Here is a 15,184-nt window from a genome sequence, read left to right as displayed (position 1 = left end):
GGTAGAATTTTCAACCTGTTTTTTGTTAAGTTTAAAGGTTTACAGATAAAATGAAGTCGTTTTTTGAACGCTCAATAATTATGAAACATACATATACTATTACTGGTATGACCTGTAACGGATGCGTGGCATCAGTGAAGCAAAAACTTGAAAAACTAGAAGATATACAAGAGGTTGATATAGATTTAGAAAAATCAAAAGCAGCTATAACAATGTTTAAACATATACCGTTGTCAAAACTAAAAGCTGCGTTACCAGAAAAATATACAATAACTATTCAAAGCGGTGAAGATGAAAATTTTGAGCTGCCGGTAAGCGAATCTAAGTTGAAACAATTAAAACCGTTGTTGTTGATTTTTGCCTATTTGTTTGTAGCTTCTATGCTACTGAATTTTAATGATTGGAATACCCAAAGTGCAATGCTAGATTTTATGGGATTATTCTACATAGTTTTTAGCTTCTTTAAATTTTTAGATTTGAAAGGTTTTCCAGAGAGTTTTAAAATGTACGACCCCTTAGCAAAAGCAATACCTGTTTATGGTTGGGTGTACCCGTTTTTAGAATTGCTTTTAGGTCTTATGTTTTTAATGCGTTTTCAGGTTCAGGTAGCCTTAATTGCAACAATCGTGATATTAGGAATTACTACCGTTGGCGTAACAAAAACCTTATTGGATAAGAAAAGCATTCGTTGTGCGTGTTTAGGCACAGCATTAAATTTACCAATGACTGAGGCTACTTTTATTGAAAACTCAGTAATGCTAATAATGGCAGTGAGTATGTTGTTTATGATGTAATAACTCAAAAGATTTTTCAATATTGGTTGAATAGTTACTTAGAAAATTAAATTGAATAAAAAAGGCCATGTGAATCACATGGCCTTTTTTATTATAGTTTTTGATGTCTTACATCATACCTGGCATTCCGCCGCCGCCCATTGGAGGCATTGCAGCAGGTGCATCTTCTTTAATATCAGTTAATGCACACTCAGTAGTTAGAATCATACCAGAAACAGAAGCGGCATTTTCTAAAGCAACTCTAGTTACTTTTTTAGGGTCGATAATACCGGCTTTTGTCATTTCTACATATTGGTCAGATTTAGCATCGTAACCAAAATCTCCTTTACCTTCTAAGATTTTTGCTACTACTACAGAACCTTCCCCCCCAGCATTTGATACAATAGTTCTGATTGGAGCTTCGATAGCTCTAGCTACTATTTGTAAACCAGTTGCTTCATCAGCATTTTCAGTTTTTACCTTATCTAATACTGATTTAGCTCTAACTAAGGCTACACCACCACCAGCTACAATACCTTCTTCAACGGCAGCTCTTGTAGCATGTAATGCATCATCCACACGGTCTTTTTTCTCTTTCATTTCAACCTCAGAAGCCGCACCTACATAAAGTACAGCAACACCGCCTGCAAGCTTAGCTAAACGCTCTTGAAGCTTTTCTCTGTCATAGTCAGAGGTTGTAGATTCAATTTGAGATTTAATTTGATTTACACGAGCTTTAATGTTATCAGCTGAACCAGAACCATTAACAATTGTAGTGTTGTCTTTGTCTATAGTAACACGCTCAGTGGTACCTAACATATCAATTGTAGCGTTCTCTAACGTAAAGCCTCTTTCTTCAGAAATTACGGTTCCATTAGTTAAGATAGCAATATCTTCTAGCATTGCTTTTCTTCTATCACCAAAACCAGGAGCTTTAACGGCAGCAATTTTTAATGAACCTCTTAATTTATTTACTACTAAAGTTGCTAAAGCTTCACCATCAACATCTTCAGCAATAATTAATAAAGGTTTACCAGATTGCGCAACAGGCTCAAGAACTGGTAATAGGTCTTTCATTGAAGAAATCTTCTTGTCGAATAATAAGATGTAAGGACTTTCTAATTCGGTAACCATCTTTTCAGAATCTGTAACGAAATAAGGAGAAAGGTAACCTCTATCAAACTGCATACCTTCTACAACATCAACGTAAGTATCTGTACCTTTTGCTTCTTCTACAGTAATTACACCTTCTTTGCCTACTTTATCAAAGGCTTGAGCAATTAAATCACCAATAGCTTGATCATTGTTTGCAGAAATAGCAGCTACTTGCTTTATTTTATCAGTAGAATCACCAACAGTTTTAGATTGTTTTTCTAAATCTGCCACGATAGCTTCTACCGCTTTATCAATACCTCTTTTAAGGTCCATTGGGTTAGCGCCAGCAGCAACGTTTTTCAAACCTTCTTTTACGATTGCTTGAGCTAAAACAGTGGCTGTTGTTGTTCCATCACCGGCTAAGTCGTTGGTTTTAGAAGCAACTTCTTTTACCATTTGTGCACCCATATTCTCTAGGGCGTTTTCTAACTCTATTTCTTTTGCAACGGTTACACCATCTTTTGTTACTTGTGGTGCACCAAAAGATTTGCTTATAATTACATTACGTCCTTTAGGGCCTAATGTTACCTTAACCGCGTTTGCTAATGCATCGACACCTCTTTTAAGGCCGTCTCTTGCATCTATGTCAAATGTTATGTCTTTTGCCATTTTAATTGTTTTTTTATTCCTGATTTTTCAGGATAATACGTATTAAACTAAAATTTAATTTTTTGAAAACTCGAAAGTAATTCGAGGATGAGAATTGATTTAAACAATAGCTAGAATATCGCTTTGTCTCATAATAAGGTAATCAGCACCTTCATACTTTAATTCAGTACCCGCATATTTACCGTAAAGAACAGAATCACCAACTTTTACTGTCATGTCCTCATCTTTAGTTCCAGGACCTACAGCAACAACTTTACCTTTTTGTGGTTTTTCTTTGGCAGTATCAGGAATGATGATGCCAGAAGCAGTTTTAGTCTCAGCAGCCATAGGCTCAATTAGCACTCTGTCTGCTAATGGTTTAATGTTAGCCATTTGATTATTTTTTAGTTGTTAAATTTTCGAATTATGACTTCTATGAGGCAGAAATTATGCCATCCGCAAAAAACTGACACTTTTTAAAACAAAAATGCCAGCTTGTCACTTCAAGCTGGCATTTTGTAAGTTTTTAGAATATGCTATTAATTAAGCGTGTCTAACGGACTAGCTTCATTACTTGTTGGATTTTCATCTGGTAGGGCCTCTGGCACTGTATTTTCAACACCATCACCTTGTAAAACCTTAGATTCAGTGCTTCCAAAATTTCCTTTTAATGAAATGTTGGAAAGAAGAATTAATACAATTAACAGTGTGGCTAAGGTCCAAGTACTTTTATCTAAAAAATCACCGGTCTTTTTAACACCACCAACTACTTGGTTTCCACCTCCGCCGAAAGACGAAGAAAGTCCACCACCTTTTGGATTCTGTACCATGATTACCAAAATCAACAACAGACATACTATGATAATCAAAATCAGGAAAATCGTAAACGTACTCATTATCAGTCTTTATCTTTTCGCAATCGCTTGATTGCTTCAATTTGGTCGGCAAAGAAACTACTTTTTTCTGGATATTTCAAACTCAATGTTTTAAACGCTTTAATTGCTTTTTTGTACTTCTTTTGTTCTAAGTAGACCCTAGCCAGCGTTTCTGTCATAAGTTCATTCTTAGCTATAGAAGTCGATTCTGAAATATCTACCTCAGATTCTAATTTCTCAACCGGAATTATTTTTGGATTTGATTGTATAAACTTATCAAGTAGCTCAAATTTTTTCTTTTGTTCTTTTTCTTGCTCTTTAGGTAATGGCTTTTCAAATTTCTTTTGATTGGTAAGTTGAAGCCACTCCATAAAAGAGTGTTTTTCATTTTTATTAAACTGTAAAGGTTTGCCTAAGTTTAATTGTTCTTCTGGTGATTCTTGCAGATTTTCAGCTTCAAGAGGTGCATCAGCAGGCTTGTTACTGTGGTCTACAACTTGTTTACCTATCGTATCTTCAATACCATCAACTTTAGTAGTTTCTTCAGACTTTAACTTATCTGAGCTCTCTACATCATCCTCAATTTCTTGCTTGTCTTCTTTGTTACTAAACAATTTAGGGTCAAGAATATCATCTGCATGTTTTTTGCGCTGAGGTAACGGTTCTTCATCAGATTCACCTAAAAAGGTATTGATTGTTGGGCTAGGTTCTACTACTTCTGCAATAGTGTCAGTTTCTTCTAGTTTACGGTCACGGCCAATAATATTGTTGGCAATTTTGTTTTGGTCAAAATCTCTTGAAGTAATAAAGTCAAAAAGAACTTCTCTATCTGTAGTATGTGCAGCAGTAATTTTAAGTTCTTTATTGTAATTGTAGCTTTCCAGATTTTTAAGTCCTTTAAGGTAAAGAGCTCTTGCTGTTTGAAAGTAGGGGTATTCAGCTAGCATTTCTTCAAGGTCTCTGGTTTGTTTAGGAGACAAAATAGTGTCTGATTTTCTAAGCAAGCTAAAAAAGTCTGAAACATTCATCATACCTATTACCATTTAGCTAATGAAGCATTAAAAATATCTTGAGTGATTCGTTCAAAAATTATTTCATGTGCTTCGCCTTTTACACTTTCAAGTAACTGACTAGCATCAAAATCATAAAAAAAAGAAAAACGTTGTTCAAAGCCATCGTCTTCTTTTAGTTTATTAAAAAAACGAACATTAACGGTTATGGTTAATCTATTTTGTGCCGCAGTTTGATTTGATGTAGCTGTCATTGGTGTAACACGGTACTCCACAATTTCACCTTCGTACACTAATTCAGCATTATCACTCGCAAGATTTAAGCTAGAAAGACCGGTAATTTGGTCTTGCAATGCATTGGTGAAATCTCTATCTAAGCCTGGCTCAAAGGTTGAACCTGGACTTTGGGCAGCAAAATTTTGAAAAAAGTCAACCTGAAAAGATTCAGCAGTTGTACTTATTCCTGTAAAAGAATAACCGCAGCTTTCTAGAGTAAGAATACAAATGGTAACAAAAAATAAGGATAGTAGCTTTTTCATTTATAATTTTTAAGCTCTCGCTATAAATCGTATTGCTTAATTTTTCTATATAAGGTTCTTTCAGAAATACCTAGTTCAGATGCTGCCGCTTTACGTTTTCCTCGATTACGTTCTAGAGCTTTTTTGATTAATTCAATTTCTTTCTCTTGTAAAGATAGGGTTTCTTCTTCCTCAATTTCTTCAGCAAAATGATAGGGGTCATTGTTGACTTCTCTAGCAGGCACATCAGTATCTGTATGCGCAATGGGTTCTGGTAGGTGCAATACTTCAGAACGGTATTCTTCAGTCTCGTATTTTGCATCCTCATCACCATAAATTTTATGAATTAAGGCTTCATTTTCTTCTTGAACTTTTTCACTGTCTCCATTTTTAAGTAGTTCTAAAGTGAGTTTTTTAAGGTCTGTTAAATCGCTTTTCATATCAAAAAGCACCTTGTATAAAATCTCTCGTTCATTGCTAAAATCACTTTGTGATTGTTGCTGACCTACTACTGCAGGCAAATTTGAACTTGCAGCATTAGAAGGAAGATAAGAATTTAAGATAGCAGCATTAACATTTCTATTTTCTTCTAAAACTGAAATTTGCTCGGCAATGTTTCTCAATTGTCTAATATTACCAGGCCATCTGAATTTTTGTAAAAGTACAACCGCATCTTCTGAAAGTCTAATGGTAGGCATTTTATACTTTTGACCAAAGTCAGAGGCAAATTTTCGAAACAGTAAATGAATATCTTCTTGACGCTCTCTAAGCGGAGGAATGGTGATTTCAACGGTACTTAGACGATAGTATAAATCTTCTCTAAATTTTTCTTTTTTAATTGCCTCAAACATATTAATGTTAGTGGCTGCAACTATTCTAACATTAGTTTTTTGAACGTGAGAAGAACCTACTTTTAAAAATTCTCCATTTTCTAGAACTCTTAGTAAGCGTACTTGAGTAGTTAAGGGTAGTTCACCAACTTCATCTAAAAAAATGGTACCACCATCTGCAACTTCAAAATAACCACTACGGGTTTGAGTAGCGCCTGTAAACGCACCTTTTTCGTGGCCAAATAATTCACTGTCAATGGTGCCCTCTGGTATAGCTCCACAGTTAACGGCAATGTATTTAGCATGTTTACGATGAGAAAGGGAGTGTATTATTTTAGGGATAGCCTCTTTACCAACACCACTTTCACCAGTAACTAATACAGAAATATCAGTAGGGGCTACTTGCGCGGCTTTTTCAAGTGCTCTATTAAACTTGGGGTCATTACCTATAAGTTCAAAGCGTTGCTTTATGGCTTGTATGTTCTCCATTAATTTTTTTAACCTAATTTCCGCCGTGGCGGGAAATACTAATTATTATCACTGTAGTCAATAGCTTCACCTAATAAGGTTGCCGAAGTACAATCATTAATTTTTACATTCACAAAATCACCAACTTTATAATGCGCTTTAGGAAAAACAACAACAGTGTTTTGAGAATTTCTACCCATCCAATGGGCGTCAGATTTTTTAGAGGTTCCTTCGATTAAAACTTCTTCAATTTTACCCAAATGTTGTTGTGTTCTAAGAAGACTATGTTCTTGCTGTAGGGCAATAATTTCTTGTAAACGCCTTTTTTTTACATCCTTAGGAACATCATCTTCGAGCTTACGAGCTGCCATGGTACCTGGTCTTTCAGAATAGGCGAACATAAAGCCAAAGTCGTATTTTACATACTCCATTAAAGAGAGTGTGTCTTGGTGGTCTTCTTCAGTTTCTGTTGGAAAACCAGCAATCATGTCTTGGCTAATAGCACAATCAGGTAAAATTCTTCTAATGTTGGCTATTAATTCAAAATATTCCTCTCTGGTGTGTAGGCGATTCATTGCTTTTAAAATACGATTGCTTCCACTCTGAACTGGTAAATGAATATAATTACAGATGTTTTTATGCTTGGCCATGGTTTCAATAACATCTAAGGTCATGTCTTGCGGATTAGAAGTTGAAAACCTAATACGCAGTTTAGGTTGTGCCTTGGCTACCATATCTAAAAGGCCTGAAAAATTTACGGCGATAGCTTTTTGCATATCCGTGGCTTTTTCAAAATCTTTTTTAAGTCCGCCCCCATACCATAAATAGCTATCTACATTTTGACCAAGTAGTGTGATTTCTTTAAAACCTTTTTTCCAAAGTTCATTTACCTCTTCAAGAATAGATTGCGGGTCTCTACTGCGCTCTCTACCTCTTGTAAAAGGCACAACACAGAAAGTACACATATTATCACATCCTCTGGTGATAGAAACAAATGCAGTTACTCCATTAGAATTTAAACGAACCGGGGCAACATCACCATAAGTTTCTTCTTTTGAAAGAATAACATTTACAGCATTTCTACCTTCATCTATTTCTTGAATTAGGTTGGGTAAATCTTTGTAGGCGTCTGGTCCAACAACCATATCTACAATTTTTTCTTCCTCAAGAAACTTGCTTTTTAAACGTTCTGCCATACAGCCTAAAACGCCAACTTTAACGTTTGGATTTTGCTTTTTTAGAGCATTAAAATGAACTAACCTGTTTCTAACAGTTTGTTCAGCTTTTTCTCTAATTGAACAAGTATTTACCAAAACTAAATCTGCTTCGTTAAGCTCTTTTGTGGTGTTAAAACCTTCTTTTGCTAAAATTGAAGCAACGATTTCGCTATCAGAAAAATTCATCTGGCAGCCGTAACTTTCAATATAAAGTTTACGGCCGTTTTTAGCGTTATTTGTTGTATTTAAAGCAGAGCCTTGAATACTTTCGTCTATTTTTTTTTCTATGGTTTCCCTTTCGTTCATCTTTCTACATTGGGGCAGCAAAGATAGCTGAATATATGATTTAGTGACAAATTGACAGGAAAATTTTAAGAAAGTTAAGCGCAACTTTGTTTAATAGTTTTCATCATAAAAGCATGATTATCAATCTAATCATTAAACAAAAAAAATCTCATGAAAAAAACTTGCTATCCAATTTTACTACTCAGCTTTTTATTCACCTTAAGTTCTTGTGAATTACTTAATGATGAACCAGACGGTGAATATGCTGATTATTTAGTTGCCAAACCTTTAGTAATGTCTAAAGAAGAATTTGCAACAAGTGTTGATGTAATTGCACCGCAACCTATAGATGAATCTGGTAAAATATATGCGTATCAAGATTACATATTTATCAATGATAAGTACAAAGGAGTTCATGTGATTGATAATTCAAATCCGGAAAATCCTCAAAAAATTGCCTTTATTAAAATCGCCGGTAATGTTGATATTTCAATTAAAGACGATTATTTGTACGCAGATAGCATAGCTGATTTAGTGGTATTAGATATTTCTGATATTTCAAATATTGTAATTGTAAATAGGCTATTAGATGTATTGCCAGACAATGTAGTTTGGCCTGCTGCAGATATTTTTGAATGGGAAGGAATAGATTATGAAAATGAGGTTTTAGTTGGTTGGGAGGTAATTACAGAACGCAGAAGAGTAGAAGACATGCAAGCTAGAATGGTAGACTTTGCTGAAGCAGCAAACGATTCTGGCGGTGGAACCGGACAAGGTGGGTCTTTAGCAAGATTTAAAATTGTTGATGAGTACTTATACGCGGTAGATAGTCATAATATTAATGTATTCGATATTTCTAGATTAGAAGCACCAGAAACTTTAAACCCGGTGTTTGCTGGCTTTGATATTGAAACTATTTTCAACAAAGACAATTATTTGTTTTTGGGCAGTATGAGAGGTATGTATATATATGATATTACCACACCAGCAGAACCAACATTTGTTTCTGAATTTCAACATGGCACTGCTTGTGACCCCGTAGTTGTTGATGATAAGTATGCTTATGTAACTTTAAGAGGAGGAAATTTTTGCGGTGCAACAGAAAGCGGCTTATATATTGTGGATATCTCTACTATTGAAAATCCACAGTTAGAAGTTATGTATCCAATGGATGAACCTTATGGCTTAGGAATTAAAGGGGATAAATTATTTATATGTGATGGGTCTTCTGGTTTAAAGGTTTACAATAAGAGTAATGTACCAGACTTACCACAATTGAATCATTTTGAAAACATCGTCACTTTTGATGTAATTCCTTTAGACGAACATTTGTTAATGGTTGGTGATGGCATGCTTTATCAATATAAATATTTGGAGAACAACATTGCCCTAATTAGTGAGCTGCAATTGAATTAATTAAGTATAAATATTTAGTGCGAAAAATCCCGTTTTTAAGCGGGGTTTTTTGTTTAAAACGGTTGAGTAGTCGAATTCAAAATAAAAAATCCTATACATTTGTTACCTCAAAACCAATCGAATGCCGAAGAACCTTGTAATTGTTGAGTCTCCAGCAAAAGCTAAAACAATAGAGAAATTTTTAGGAAAAGAATTTCAAGTTGAATCAAGTTTTGGTCACATTGCTGATTTGCCTTCTAAAGAGCTAGGAGTAGATGTTGAAAACAATTTTGAGCCAAAATATATAGTTGATAAAGACAAAAAACCTTTGGTGAAAAAACTAAAAGACCTAGCAAAAAAGGCAGAGGTAATTTGGTTGGCGAGTGATGAAGACCGTGAGGGAGAAGCCATTTCTTGGCACTTAGCTGAAGAATTGGGTTTGTCTAATAAGAATACAAAACGTATTGTTTTTAATTCAATTACTAAGGCAGCTATACAAAAGGCTATTGAGAATCCAAGAGACATAAATTATAACCTAGTAAATGCACAACAAGCTAGAAGGGTTTTAGATAGACTAGTGGGTTATGAGTTGTCTCCAGTGCTTTGGAAAAAAATAAAACCAGGTTTATCTGCAGGTAGAGTACAATCAGTAGCGGTTAGACTAATTGTTGAAAGAGAACGAGAAATAGAAGGGTTTAAACCAGAAGCATCCTTTCGAATAAAAGCTGAATTTAAAACCCAAAGTGGTGATTCGTTTTCTGCAAAACTCAATAAAACATTCGCTAGTAAAAAAGAAGCGGAAACTTTTTTAAATCAAAATATAGGTTCAGATTTTTCAGTAGCTAACTTAGATAAAAAGCCAGCTAAAAAATCACCAGCACCACCATTTACTACTTCAACCTTGCAACAAGAAGCATCTAGAAAATTGTATTTTAATGTGTCTAGAACAATGCAGGTTGCGCAGCGTTTATACGAAGCTGGTTTAATCACTTATATGCGTACAGATAGTGTTAACCTCTCTAACGAAGCCATCAACGCTGCCAAAGAAGCTATTATTGAAAACTATGGTGAAAAGTATAGTAAGGTTAGAAATTTTAAGGGTAAAGCAAAAGGAGCGCAGGAAGCACACGAGGCTATTAGACCAACTAATATGGCTATGCAAAGTCCTTCATTAGAAAGAGACCAAGCAAGACTTTATGAACTAATTTGGAAGAGAACCTTAGCATCTCAAATGAGTGATGCGCAGTTAGAAAGAACCAATGTAAAAATTGACGCCTCTAAGCATAGTGAGCAATTCTCTGCAAATGGAGAAATGGTAAAATTCGACGGTTTTTTAAAAGTGTATTTAGAAAGCACAGATGATGAAGACAATACAGACGAGCAAGATGGTTTGTTGCCAGATATGAAAGTTGGTGATGCTTTGTCAAACGTATTTATTAGTGCTACTGAACGCTTTACAAGACCGCCTTATAGGTATACAGAGGCATCTTTAGTTAAAAAATTAGAAGAATTAGGTATTGGTAGACCATCTACATATGCTCCAACAATTTCAACCATTCAAAATAGAGGGTATGTTGAAAAAGGTACTTTAGAAGGTACGCCACGTAAATATGTAGAATTGTTACTTGAAAAAGGAGCTATAAAAGAATCAAATCTAACGGAAACCGTAGGTTCTGAAAAAGGAAAATTAGTAGCTACTGATATTGGAATGGTTGTGAACGATTTTCTAGTAGAACATTTTAGCAACGTATTAGACTACAATTTCACGGCTAAGGTTGAAGAAGATTTTGACGAGATTGCTGCAGGTGATGAAGACTGGCAGAAAGTGATGAAAGATTTTTACAAAGATTTTCATCCTACCGTAAAAGATGTTGAAGAAAATGCTGATAGAGCAAGTGGAGAACGTATTTTAGGTACAGACCCAAAAACAGGGCGACAGGTTTCAGCAAGATTAGGAAGATTTGGCCCAATGGTACAAATTGGAACTTCAGAAGAAGAAGAAAAACCGCAATTTGCTAGCTTACTACCAGACCAATCTATCAATACCATATCATTTGAAGAAGCCATGGAGCTTTTTGAATTACCGAGAAAACTAGGAGTTTTTGAGGGTGAAGAAGTAGAAGCCAATGTTGGTAGATATGGGCCATATGTAAAATTTGGTAAAAAATTTATTTCTTTAGATAAAGGTGAGAGCGCCTTTGATGTAGATATGGAACGCGCTGTAGAGCTTATCAAAGAAAGACAAAAAGCAGATGCCCCAATTGCAGCTTACGAAGGTAAAGATGTAACTAAAGGGGTTGGTCGCTTTGGGCCGTTCTTGAAATGGGATGGAATGTTTATCAATGTGAATAAAAAATATGACTTTGATAATTTATCCCAGGAAGATATAGAAGAACTAATTGAAGCTAAAAAGAAAAAAGAGGCAGAAAAAGTAGTTCGCGAATGGGCTGAGGAAGAAATAAGAATTGAAAAAGCAAGATGGGGACGTCACAACATTATTAAGGGCAAAATAAAAGTTGAGATTTCAAAAGATGTAGACCCCAATGCACTTTCGTTAGATGAGGTAAAAGCATTAATTGAGCAGAAAACCCCTAAGAAAAGAAAAACAAAAGCAAAAACTAAAAAATAAACCTATTAATCCCCTGCAAATCGTCTGAATTATGGCATTTGATTTTCTAGTTCCTGTTAAAGACAAGGTTTTGGCATTTACAGAATTCTTGCCACCGCAGTCTATTGGAAAAAGCATTCACATCCACACAGAAAAAAAAGGTTTACCTGTTTTTGCTAATGCAACAGTAGCCATATTTGGAGTTCTGGAATCTAGAAATGCATTTGAGAAAAAACCTGAGAAGTTAGATTTAGATGCCTTACGCATACAATTTTATCGCTTAATGCAAGGCAATTGGAATGCAACTATCATTGATATTGGAGATATTGAGCCAGGGGAAACTATTGAGGATACTTACTTTGTAGTAAAAGAGGTGGTAGCTGGTTTGTTAGAAGAAAAAATTATTCCAATAGTATTAGGCGCTACCCAAGATATTACTTTTCCTACCTATAGAGCTTTTGATAATATTAAGCCTATGGTTAATTTGGTTTCCATTGATAGTCGTTTTGATTTTGGAGATGATGATGAGTTAGTTTCCTCACAATCGTACATGAGCAAAGTCATCACAGATAAACCAAATAACTTATATAATTTTTCAAATCTAGGCTATCAAACCTATTTTAACGCCCAAGAAGAAATTGACTTAATGGAGCGTTTATTTTTTGATTCGTATCGGTTAGGAGAAATTGCTTCAGATATTACCTTGGCAGAACCAGTATTGCGTAGCTGTAATCTTGTAAGTTTAGATATGCGTGCAGTTGCTGCTAGTGAAGTAGGCATGCTATCAAACTTTTCACCAAATGGTTTTACAGGAAGAGAAATCTGTGCCCTTGCGCGCTATGCGGGTATAAGTGACCAAGTAAATCTTTTTGGTATTTATGAAATTGAAAACAGTTCACTTTGTTTTCAATTAGTTTCCCAGATAATTTGGTATTTCATAGAAGGTCTTGGTTTTAGAGTAAAAGAAATGCCAAGCTCTAAGAGCGAAGACTTTACAAAGTTCACAGTTCCAACAGAGGACGAGGAGTTGGTTTTCTACAAAAGCCATGTAACAGAAAGATGGTGGGTAGAAGTACCATCTATTTACCAAGATCATACTAAATCAAATTCGGTATCGTTATTACCCTGCACTGAGCAAGATTATTTTGATGCATGTAATCAAATAATTCCGGAGCGGTGGTTTAAAGCTTATAAAAAAGGCTTTAACTAAATATTTTTTTGCTCAATAAATTTTGAGCAATACAATATTATAAATAAAAAGAAGTTTTAGAGTATGAAAATGAGTTACTCTATTAATCTAGTAAACCCGAATTTATAACCTAAAGTATGAGAAAACTAGTTTTAACATCATTAGTGCTTGGTTTTTTATTAACCAGTTGTGGTTCCAAATCAGGATCTAAAGGTGAATTAGTTGGTGTGCAGGGTAAGAAATGGTATCCCGAGAAACCTTATGGAATGGAACTTATACCACGTGGCTCCTTTGTCATGGGTAAAGCCGAAGAGGATCAAGGAAAATTATTAAATGCCCCGACGAGAACCGTAACAGTGCGTTCATTCTACATGGATGATACAGAAATTACCAATAGTGAGTACCGCCAGTTTGTAGAGTGGGTTAAAGATTCTGTTGTAAGAACTAAGCTTGCTATATTATCAGACCAATTAGGTCTGGGTCCAGACGACGAAGATACTATTGGAGAATATGCGTTTAAATCCGCAGATACTTCAAATCTATCCGTTTGGGAAAAATATAAATTAGACAATTATCTGGGTATGGGAGATGACCCTTATGAAGGGTACGCTCTAAATAAAGATATTGACCTAGTTTGGGAAACAGACGAATATATAGATGAGTATTATGCTGAAATAATGGATTCTATTTACTTGTCTGAAGAAGAAACTTACAATGGTCAGCGCACTATCAATGTTAAACAGTTGAAATACAAGTATAACTGGATGGACATTGAAGCTGCAGCAAGAGCTAAATCTGGTAAAAGAAGCGATTTTATTCGTAAAGAAGTATTGCCCATTTACCCAGATACTACAGTATGGATTAGAGACTTTGAATATTCGTATAATGAGCCAATGCACAACGATTACTTTTGGCATGATGCTTATAGCGATTATCCAGTAGTAGGTGTAAACTGGCAACAAGCAAAAGCTTTCTGTCATTGGAGAACTAAATTCAAAAATGACGATCAAAAAAGTAGAGGTAGACAATTTGTAAATCAATTTCGTTTACCAACTGAAGCAGAGTGGGAATATGCAGCAAGAGGAGGTATCGAAGGTGGTACGTATCCATGGGGTGGACCATACGTTATTAGTGATACAGGTTGTTTTATGGCAAACTTTAAGCCACAACGTGGAGACTACGCTGCAGATGCTGCCCTTTATACCGTTGAGGCTAAGTCTTACGAGCCTAATGATTTCAACCTTTACAATATGGCAGGTAACGTTTCTGAGTGGACAAACTCAAGCTACGACCCAGCTGCTTATGAATTTGTATCAACTATGAACCCAAATGCAGGTTCTGGTCAGAATAAACGTAAAGTAATTCGCGGTGGTTCTTGGAAAGATGTTGCTTATTTCTTGCAAGTAAGTACAAGAGATTATGAATATCAAGACTCTGCGAGATCCTATATAGGGTTTAGAACCGTACAAGACTATATGGGAGAAGAAGATTCAGAAAGTCAAAGAAAAAGAAGTACGAGATAATAAATGGAAAAATGGGAACACTACGAGACAAATTAGTAACCAAATCCTTATTTATATAACTTAATTAAATTAAAATTATGGCACAGTCAAAATCAACAAAGAAGCTGTTTAACATGGCCTATGGCCTTGGAGCATCGGTAGTAATCATCGGTGCGTTATTTAAAATTTTACACTGGGAGTTTGGACCACTTACAGGTGGCCTACTTTTAGCTGTTGGACTTATTACAGAAGCATTAATTTTTGCGATTTCTGCTTTTGAACCAGTAGATGACGAATACGATTGGTCTCTAGTTTACCCAGAATTAGCTGGTGGTCAAGGTAAAGAAAGAAAAGCTGAAGCTCAGAAAATAGAAGAGTCAGAAGGTATGCTTTCTAAGAAGTTAGATAACTTATTAAAAGAGGCTAATATTGATTCTCAATTATTCGAAAGTTTAGGTGAAAGCATTAAAAGTTTCGAAGGTGCTGCTAAAAATATTGCACCAACAACAGATGCCATTCAGCACACTAAAAAGTATTCAGAAGAATTATCACATGCTGCAGCTCAAATGGAGTCTTTAAACAGCTTGTATAAAGTACAATTAGAAAGCGCTAGTCGTCAAGCTTCAATTAATGAAGAAGTAGTACAAAACGCAGGTGCTTTAAAAGACCAAATGGAATCTTTAGCAACCAACCTTTCATCTTTAAACGGTGTGTATGGTGGTATGTTAACAGCCATGGGCGGCAAAAACTAATTAGAACACTAGTTGAAAC

General features: G+C 35.3%; 13 protein-coding genes. 6 read left to right on the top strand and 7 right to left on the bottom strand.

All coding sequences use genetic code 11. The features are described 5' to 3' along the window. The first annotated feature begins 80 nt into the window (after positions 1-80). Entirely contained in the window at positions 81-794 is a 714-nt protein-coding gene (locus H5V42_RS04275) for a heavy-metal-associated domain-containing protein (protein ID WP_185781893.1), read from the top strand. A 108-nt stretch (positions 795-902) separates the two neighbouring features. On the opposite strand, the gene groL is transcribed toward H5V42_RS04275, so the two are convergent. From groL to miaB, 7 genes are all read right to left on the bottom strand, one after another. Then, positions 903-2,537: a chaperonin GroEL gene (groL, locus tag H5V42_RS04270; RefSeq protein ID WP_185781892.1), complete on the bottom strand. Its 1,635-nt coding sequence runs from the start codon at positions 2,535-2,537 to the stop codon at positions 903-905. Positions 2,538-2,636: 99 nt separating this feature from the next. Beyond that, positions 2,637-2,909 (bottom strand): co-chaperone GroES, encoded by a 273-nt coding sequence (locus tag H5V42_RS04265; RefSeq protein WP_185781891.1) that lies wholly within the window; start codon positions 2,907-2,909, stop codon positions 2,637-2,639. A 146-nt stretch (positions 2,910-3,055) separates the two neighbouring features. After that, entirely contained in the window at positions 3,056-3,412 is a 357-nt protein-coding gene (gene secG / locus H5V42_RS04260) for a preprotein translocase subunit SecG (protein ID WP_185781890.1), read from the bottom strand. Between the two features lie 2 nt (positions 3,413-3,414). Beyond that, positions 3,415-4,422: a hypothetical protein gene (locus H5V42_RS04255; protein ID WP_313792124.1), complete on the bottom strand. Its 1,008-nt coding sequence runs from the start codon at positions 4,420-4,422 to the stop codon at positions 3,415-3,417. A gap of 5 nt (positions 4,423-4,427) precedes the next feature. Next, on the bottom strand, positions 4,428-4,940 hold the full coding sequence (lptE, locus tag H5V42_RS04250) for an LPS assembly lipoprotein LptE (protein WP_185781889.1): 513 nt from the start codon (positions 4,938-4,940) through the stop codon (positions 4,428-4,430). Positions 4,941-4,960: 20 nt separating this feature from the next. Then, on the bottom strand, positions 4,961-6,238 hold the full coding sequence (locus H5V42_RS04245) for a sigma-54 interaction domain-containing protein (protein ID WP_185781888.1): 1,278 nt from the start codon (positions 6,236-6,238) through the stop codon (positions 4,961-4,963). A 38-nt stretch (positions 6,239-6,276) separates the two neighbouring features. Next, on the bottom strand, positions 6,277-7,722 hold the full coding sequence (miaB, locus tag H5V42_RS04240; protein ID WP_185782259.1) for a tRNA (N6-isopentenyl adenosine(37)-C2)-methylthiotransferase MiaB: 1,446 nt from the start codon (positions 7,720-7,722) through the stop codon (positions 6,277-6,279). 168 nt (positions 7,723-7,890) lie between these two features. Between miaB and H5V42_RS04235 the strand changes: the two genes are divergently transcribed. From H5V42_RS04235 to porL, 5 genes are all read left to right on the top strand, one after another. Beyond that, positions 7,891-9,135 (top strand): LVIVD repeat-containing protein, encoded by a 1,245-nt coding sequence (locus H5V42_RS04235; RefSeq protein ID WP_185781887.1) that lies wholly within the window; start codon positions 7,891-7,893, stop codon positions 9,133-9,135. 121 nt (positions 9,136-9,256) lie between these two features. After that, positions 9,257-11,743, top strand: a complete 2,487-nt coding sequence (gene topA / locus H5V42_RS04230) for a type I DNA topoisomerase (protein WP_185781886.1) — start codon at positions 9,257-9,259, stop codon at positions 11,741-11,743. A gap of 31 nt (positions 11,744-11,774) precedes the next feature. Further along, complete coding sequence (locus H5V42_RS04225) at positions 11,775-12,932, top strand: formimidoylglutamase (protein ID WP_185781885.1); 1,158 nt, start codon at positions 11,775-11,777, stop codon at positions 12,930-12,932. Positions 12,933-13,048: 116 nt separating this feature from the next. Then, positions 13,049-14,434 carry a T9SS ring complex lipoprotein PorK/GldK gene (gene porK / locus H5V42_RS04220; RefSeq protein WP_185781884.1) on the top strand — a complete coding sequence of 462 codons (1,386 nt, stop codon included), beginning with the start codon at positions 13,049-13,051 and terminating at the stop codon, positions 14,432-14,434. A gap of 77 nt (positions 14,435-14,511) precedes the next feature. Then, on the top strand, positions 14,512-15,165 hold the full coding sequence (porL, locus tag H5V42_RS04215) for a type IX secretion system motor protein PorL/GldL (protein ID WP_185781883.1): 654 nt from the start codon (positions 14,512-14,514) through the stop codon (positions 15,163-15,165). Positions 15,166-15,184 lie beyond the last annotated feature (19 nt).

Origin of the sequence: Croceivirga lutea, from assembly GCF_014235875.1 — a bacterium.
Taxonomy (GTDB): Bacteria; Bacteroidota; Bacteroidia; order Flavobacteriales; family Flavobacteriaceae; genus Croceivirga; species Croceivirga lutea.
This window is presented reverse-complemented; position numbering and strand designations above follow the sequence as displayed.